Annotated in this window: 6 protein-coding genes and 1 other RNA gene; 4 read left to right on the top strand and 3 right to left on the bottom strand. The window is 38.1% G+C overall.

The genetic code is table 11. From position 1 onward, the window contains the following. Window positions 1-281 precede the first annotated feature (281 nt). On the bottom strand, window positions 282-416 hold the full coding sequence (locus AC6CHV_RS23800; protein ID WP_341332595.1) for a hypothetical protein: 135 nt from the start codon (window positions 414-416) through the stop codon (window positions 282-284). 125 nt (window positions 417-541) lie between these two features. Between AC6CHV_RS23800 and proC the strand changes: the two genes are divergently transcribed. The 3 genes from proC (at window position 542) to AC6CHV_RS23785 (ending at window position 3,684) form a co-directional block, all read left to right on the top strand. Continuing rightward, complete coding sequence (proC, locus tag AC6CHV_RS23795) at window positions 542-1,351, top strand: pyrroline-5-carboxylate reductase (RefSeq protein WP_498079794.1); 810 nt, start codon at window positions 542-544, stop codon at window positions 1,349-1,351. A 407-nt stretch (window positions 1,352-1,758) separates the two neighbouring features. Further along, window positions 1,759-2,682: a VanW family protein gene (locus AC6CHV_RS23790; RefSeq protein ID WP_341332593.1), complete on the top strand. Its 924-nt coding sequence runs from the start codon at window positions 1,759-1,761 to the stop codon at window positions 2,680-2,682. An 84-nt stretch (window positions 2,683-2,766) separates the two neighbouring features. Then, the gene (locus tag AC6CHV_RS23785) at window positions 2,767-3,684 is read left to right on the top strand and encodes a 2-dehydropantoate 2-reductase (protein WP_498079793.1); all 918 of its coding nucleotides are present in this window, start codon (window positions 2,767-2,769) and stop codon (window positions 3,682-3,684) included. 955 nt (window positions 3,685-4,639) lie between these two features. On the opposite strand, the gene AC6CHV_RS23780 is transcribed toward AC6CHV_RS23785, so the two are convergent. Next, window positions 4,640-5,080 (bottom strand): OsmC family protein, encoded by a 441-nt coding sequence (locus AC6CHV_RS23780; RefSeq protein ID WP_498079792.1) that lies wholly within the window; start codon window positions 5,078-5,080, stop codon window positions 4,640-4,642. 129 nt (window positions 5,081-5,209) lie between these two features. Next, window positions 5,210-5,393: non-coding RNA, 6S RNA (gene ssrS, locus AC6CHV_RS23775), on the bottom strand. A gap of 118 nt (window positions 5,394-5,511) precedes the next feature. On the opposite strand from ssrS, the gene AC6CHV_RS23770 reads away from it, so the two are divergent. Beyond that, window positions 5,512-6,438 carry an alpha/beta fold hydrolase gene (locus AC6CHV_RS23770; RefSeq protein ID WP_498079791.1) on the top strand — a complete coding sequence of 309 codons (927 nt, stop codon included), beginning with the start codon at window positions 5,512-5,514 and terminating at the stop codon, window positions 6,436-6,438. Window positions 6,439-6,469: the final 31 nt, after the last annotated feature.

Below are 6,469 nucleotides of genomic sequence, written 5' to 3'. Positions count from 1 at the left end.
ACAACTTCGGACACAGCATTGCTGTTTTTACGTTTGCATGTCCGAAGACACTACAACTTCGGACACCCCAGCTCATTTTTCACCTATGCTTGTCCGAAGATTCCCCAACTTCGGACACAACCTGCTCATATTTCCCAATGCATGTCCGAAGCTTTTCCGATTTTTATCTCTCAGTAGCTTTTTTTATTGTTAATTGACATTAGAAATCATGAGCAACTTATCATGATAAATTGAACTATTCAACTCAGACCGAACTCAGTGAAGCATTCCAGGAGCCTTTATTACATGACCGGATCATCTTCTTCGTCTTCATATAATGATCCGAGTTCTTGTTCACTGTGAATCATTGTATTTGTAAGGTCATGCCAGCCTGTATACCCAAAGACGGTATCAAGGAGTCTTTCAAATCGATACATCTTTTTCACCTCTTTTTTTGGATTATCTTAACCGCTCTTTCCAATTCTATGCACGGGTCATCTAAGTTTTTTTATTCTTAGAACTTCTCTATAATGGAAAAAGTAGAGGATAGAGGAGGTACAACATGGACAAACAAATTGGTTTTATTGGATGTGGAAAAATGGCCCAAGCTATGATACAAGGGATCATCGCTTCTGAAGTGGTCACTCCACAACAAATTATTGTGAGTGCAAAAACTGAAAAAACATTGCAATTCGTAAAGAAAACATACGAGGTCGGAACTTCATTGAAAAATATAGAAGTAGCTGCACATGCTGATTATTTATTTCTGGCCGTAAAACCAGATTTATATGCTGAGGTAATTAATGAAGTTAAAGAGGTCGTAAAAGAAGAGGCGATCATCATTACAATTGCAGCTGGGATAACGCTTGATTTTATCGAAAACCAATTTAAAAAACCTATAAAGGCAGTTCGCTCCATGCCTAATACACCTTCATTAGTTGGCGAAGGAATGAGTGCACTTTGCGTAAACGCATATGTGACGACTGAAGATTTATCAGAAATCACCCAACTATTTGCTGGTTTTGGAAAAACTGAGGTTATCGAAGAACGCCTTATGGATGCCATTCCTGCAGTAAGTGGATCATCACCAGCCTATGCTTATTTGTTTATTGAAGCTTTAGCAGATGGAGCGGTTATGCAAGGAATTCCTAGAAAACAAGCTTATAAACTTGCATCACAAGCAATACTTGGCGCAGCAAAAATGGTATTGGAAACCGAAAAACATCCTGGCGAACTAAAAGACGATGTGTGCACACCGGGTGGCTCAACGATTCAAGCGATTGCAACCCTTGAAGAAAGGGGTTTTCGCGCGGCTATTATCGCAGCGATGGAAAGCTGTACTCGAAAATCAAAGGAACTATCTCAAGAATAAAAGTTGGCTTATTTTTGTGATTCTCATATAAAGAAAAAACTGCAATCAAATGTCTCTGATTGCAGTTTTTTTAGTTGATTTGTTCTTTAGAAAGAACGTATAATAAAAATATGACAAATATTTCAAAAGTTAGTAACAAATACAAGCTATTCAACGTCTAATGAGGTGAAAAAGGTTATTTTCTTCTACTGCTAAACTACTATTCTTACCACTACATTCACTTCCATCTATCAAACATCTCAGTCTATATCCCTAGTACGAGAAGGAATTTAAATACTTACAGTAAATTGGAATATATTCATTTTTCATTAATAAGATTCCATTGTAAGTTCTTTTGTTAGCCATTCTTAATATTTGTAACATTGTCCAAAGAAAAGAAAGACAATTAAACTATGGGAGAGAGTAATTTGAAGAAAACAACTTTGCCATTATTATTAGGTGTACTATTAATGAGTGGGTGCAGTCTCATCGAAAAAGAACCAGTGACTGTAGAGCTTCATCAGGTAGCGCCTGTTGAAGTAATTGAGACAAAGCAAGGCGTTGATGTACGGGAAGTTTCTATCATCGATCCTCGAGATAACAGTGTCATTGAAGTTCTGAACATGGATGAATATCAAAATGAAGAAGAATTAAAAGCAAAAGCAATACAAATAGCAAGTGATTTAGCAGCAACGATTGATCGACCAATGATACCTGCAAAACTTAGTACTTCTGGAGAATTACAACAAGGTCAAAGCCAAATGATATTAAAGGAAGATGAGCTTGTCACTAGATTACTAGATAATTCGATTTTTAATAAGCAAGTTATACTTCCGATTGAAGAAACAAATCCAAATGTTACACAAGATCAAGTCCAAGGTATTAATGAAGTTGTGCTTGGAAGCTTCACAACGTATTTTGATGCTTCTGTAGAAGGAAGAAGCTTTAATATCAAAAAGTCTGCAGATCAAATTAATGATATAGTATTGGGACCTGGGGACCGTTTCTATTTCAATACAGTAGTTGGAAATGCCTCAAAAGAAAATGGCTATGCGCTTGCGACCGTAATCGTGAACAAGGAATTTGTTCCTGGATATGGGGGAGGAGTATGTCAAACTTCTAGTACTCTATATAATGCGGTTGCAAAGGCGGGACTTGAAATGATTGAGGTCCATCACCACTCAAAACCAGTTGGTTATGTTCCAGTTGGGCATGACGCGACAGTTGCGTATCCGTATTTAGACTTTAAGTTTTCAAATAATCGTCCATATCCAGTGGTATTGAAATCGGCTGTAAAAGGCGGTTCACTTACTATCGAAGTTCGTTCCGCAGCAAATTATGTATCTAACTAAAAAATGAGAGATTAAGAGACCAGTACTTATCTGGTCTTTTTTTGTTATAATATAATACAGTCATAATGAAAGGGGTTGCAGAATTTGAGAATACTAGTTGTAGGAGCTGGGGCAATTGGTGGCTACTTTGGAGGACGCTTATTGGAAAAGGGGGAAGACATTACTTTCCTGGTTCGTGAAAATAGACAAAAACAAATCCAAAAACATGGGCTTCAAATTGAAAGCATCCATGGAAATGTGACACTTCAACCGAAAACAATTAAATCGGGTGATGAGGCAGGTCCATTCGATGTTATCATTCTTTCAACAAAACAATATCACCTTGAAGGTGCCTTAGAAAATATTGAGCCATATGTGGGCAAGGATACAATGATTCTTCCGCTCTTGAATGGTTACAGTCATGTGGATGTCATTAAATCCAGGTTTAATACCCGAAATGTAATTGGTGGTCTATGCTTCATAGAATCAACTTTGGATTCCGAGGGGAAAATCATTCAGACAAGCCCAGGTCATCGTGCTTTATTCGGTGAGTTTTCAGGAGAAAGAACGAAACGTATTGAAATTCTGGCAGAAGTCATGTCTGGAACGAAAACAACGATTCAATTAAGCGATAATATTGATCGAGAGATGTGGCATAAATATATGTTTATCACAGGTTTTTCAGGCATTACAACGTTAATGAGATCAGCAATTGGTCCAATTCGAGAAGAACAGAATGGTCAAAAGCTTATTCTAAACCTATACAAAGAAATCGGTTCTGTGATGAGATCAATTGGTGCACCTATTGATCAGGACATAGAGGAAGAACATTTAAAAACAACGAATTTATTGAGTTATGATATGAAATCATCGATGCAGCGTGATATGGAAAAAGGTTTTGACGTAGAGGCTGATCAATTACAAGGTTATTTATATAAAATTGCCCAGGAAAAAGGCATCGAAACTCCATTATTAGAGATCATCTATTCAAACTTAAAGGTATATCAAGCTCAAAGAGGATAAGACAAGCAATAATGAAAAATGAGCAGGTGTGTCCGAAGTTGTGGTATCTTCGGACAAAAATAGGTGAAAAATGAGCAGGTGTGTCCGAAGTTGTGGTATCTTCGGACAAGCAAGGGAAAATCAGCATTGCTCTGTCCGAAGTTGTGAAATCTTCGGACAAGCGAGGGGAAAAGCATCACTGGTGTGTCCGAAGTTGTAGTATCTTTGGACAAGCATAGGTGAAAAATGAGCTGAGGTGTCTGAAGTTGTAATATCTTCGGACAAGCAAGGGGAAAATCAGCATTGCTCTGTCCGAAGTTGTGGTATCTTCGGACAAACAAAGGTGAAAAATGAGCAGGTGTGTCCAAAGTTGTAGTATCTTCGGACAAGCAAAGGTGAAAAATGAGCAGGTGTGTGCGAAGTTGTAGTATCTTCGGACAAGCATAGGTGAAAAATGAGCTGAGGTGTCCGAAGTTGTGGTAACTTCGGACAAGCAAGGGAAAATCAGCACTGGTGTGTCCGAAGTTGTAGTATCTTCGGACAAGCAAGGGTGAAAATCAGCACTGGTGTGTCCGAAGTTGTAATATCTTCGGACAAGCAAGTGGAAAATCAGCATTGGTGTGTCCGTAGTTGTAATATCATCGGACAAGCAAAGGTAAAGTCAGCATTGGTGTGTCCGAAGTTGTAGTATCTTCGGACAAGCAAAGATGAAAAATGAGCTGAGGTGACCGAAGGTGTAGTATCTTCGGACAAACGAGGGGAAAATCAGTACTTTGGTGTCCGAAGTTGGATAATCGGAATGGGAAAGGTAGTGTGAGCGCACTGCCTTTTTTAAAATTTGATGAATTACTGTCAATAATCATGATTTACTACTGATATTCTCAAAATACTGCCACTACATAATTCAGAAATAAACACCCCTTTTTTGGTTTGCCACCAATTAGCAGTATCCTTACTAAGGGGTGTAACGAACTAGCTAATCAATAACTTTAACAACAGGTTCAACGGATACCTCAACATTTCCTTTCAGTGTTTGTGAAATAAAGCAGGCTGTCTCTGCACGGTGTGCAAGTTGAATTAATTTTTCTTGTAATTCTTCGTCAGCTTGTTTCACATAAATAACTAGTTTATGGACAATCTTTTCAAAGACTAAGCGTTTTCCATTCTTTCCGACTGTCCCTTCTGTTTCAACATCGAGATGAGTGTATTCAATATTACGATTAGACAAAATAGCAGCAAGAGTAAGCATATAACAATTTGTAGCTGCTGCAATTAGTAATTCTTCAGGATTTGCTCCTTTACCCGGACCGTCGAGTTGTTTTGGTGCGGAAACCACTGTATGAAGTCCATCGGTGGTAATCGTTCCTTCCCCGTTTCTATTCCCAGTCCATGTACCCTTCACTGTAAAAAGACTCATATTTTCATCCCCTCATCATTTTTCTCATCTACCCCTTCTATTATATGCACAAAAAATGGAAACAAGAAAGAGATATATAAGGGAAACAAAAAGCTGATTCCGCACGAACGGAATCAGCTTTATCACAAAGGGAATGCCACAAATGCCGTCCCCATATTGTTTCTCAACCTGCACTCGGACAGGTGGGTGTTTGCATAACTTGCGTCACCTTCCACAAAAGGAAATGGCATGGTGTTGCAGGTTAGTCTCTTAAACTCCCAAGATTTTAGTATTCGGTTGAAACAATACTAGGAAACTAACATCACAGCATTTGTTGTTTATGACTTCATTTTACCGAACCCTCTAGTAAATGAAAATAGGCGGTTGTTACCAAATCTATATCTATTTGCCTAATTCATTTCATATAATAGATATAAAAGGAGGCTATATAGATGAAATGTACGGATTTTACATTTTTAACGAATGATGGTATCACGATATTCTATAAAAAATGGGAAACTGAAGGTAATATATCGCCAAAAGGCGTTATCCAAATTGCTCATGGGATGGCTGAGCATATTGAGCGTTATGATATATTTGCAAAAGCGTTAATTCAAGAAGGATATGTCGTCTACGGAAACGACCATCGGGGCCACGGAAAAACGGGAAAAAACGCAAGCCTGATGGGCTTTTTTGCAGAGGAAAATGGATTTGATCTAGTCGTTGAAGACATGCTCCACCTAACAAATATCATTAAAAAGGATTATCCGAACAAACCCCTTTTTTTATTCGGACATAGTATGGGCTCATTCTTGTCTCGGAGATACATACAAACGTATGGTGACCAATTAGCTGGTGTTATTCTATCGGGTACAGGAGGCAATCCCGGACTTATTGGGCAGGTTGGAATTGGCATCGCAAAGCTTGAAATGAAACGAAAAGGAAAGAGAACAAGTAGTTCCCTTATGAACAAGCTTACGTTCGGTAGTTATAATAAAGCTTTTACACCGACTCGAACTGAGTTTGATTGGCTAACTAGAGACGATAGTGAGGTAAATAAGTATATAGAAGACCCACTCTGTGGTGGAATTTTCACAGCAGGCTTCTTTTATGATCTCGTTAGTGGGGTAGCAAAAGTAAATAAACATAGTGCAAATATTAATATACCTAAAGACTTACCGATGTACTTTTTAGCAGGTGATAAAGATCCGGTTGGTAATTTTTCAAAGGGAATTCTCCAAGCTGCAGATATGTATATAAAATTAGGCATCGAGGATGTAACCGTGAAACTCTATGAAGATAGTAGACATGAAATTTTGAATGAATTAAATAAAGAAGAAGTGTTTATGGATGTCATCAACTGGTTGAATAGGTATTAATAAAATAGGGTTCCAAAGGTCTTTGCCTCTG

Source organism: Ferdinandcohnia sp. GQ5, assembly GCF_059759275.1.
Note: the sequence above shows the minus strand (reverse complement) of the source record. Positions and strands in the feature narration are given on the sequence as shown.

Bases quoted from the DNA above. Each gene is read 5' to 3' on its own strand.
- AC6CHV_RS23800 (WP_341332595.1), bottom strand. From the start codon at position 416: ATGTATCGATTTGAAAGACTCCTTGATACCGTCTTTGGGTATACAGGC.
- proC (WP_498079794.1), top strand. From the start codon at position 542: ATGGACAAACAAATTGGTTTTATTGGATGTGGAAAAATGGCCCAAGCT.
- AC6CHV_RS23780 (WP_498079792.1), bottom strand. From the start codon at position 5,080: ATGAGTCTTTTTACAGTGAAGGGTACATGGACTGGGAATAGAAACGGG.
- AC6CHV_RS23770 (WP_498079791.1), top strand. From the start codon at position 5,512: ATGAAATGTACGGATTTTACATTTTTAACGAATGATGGTATCACGATA.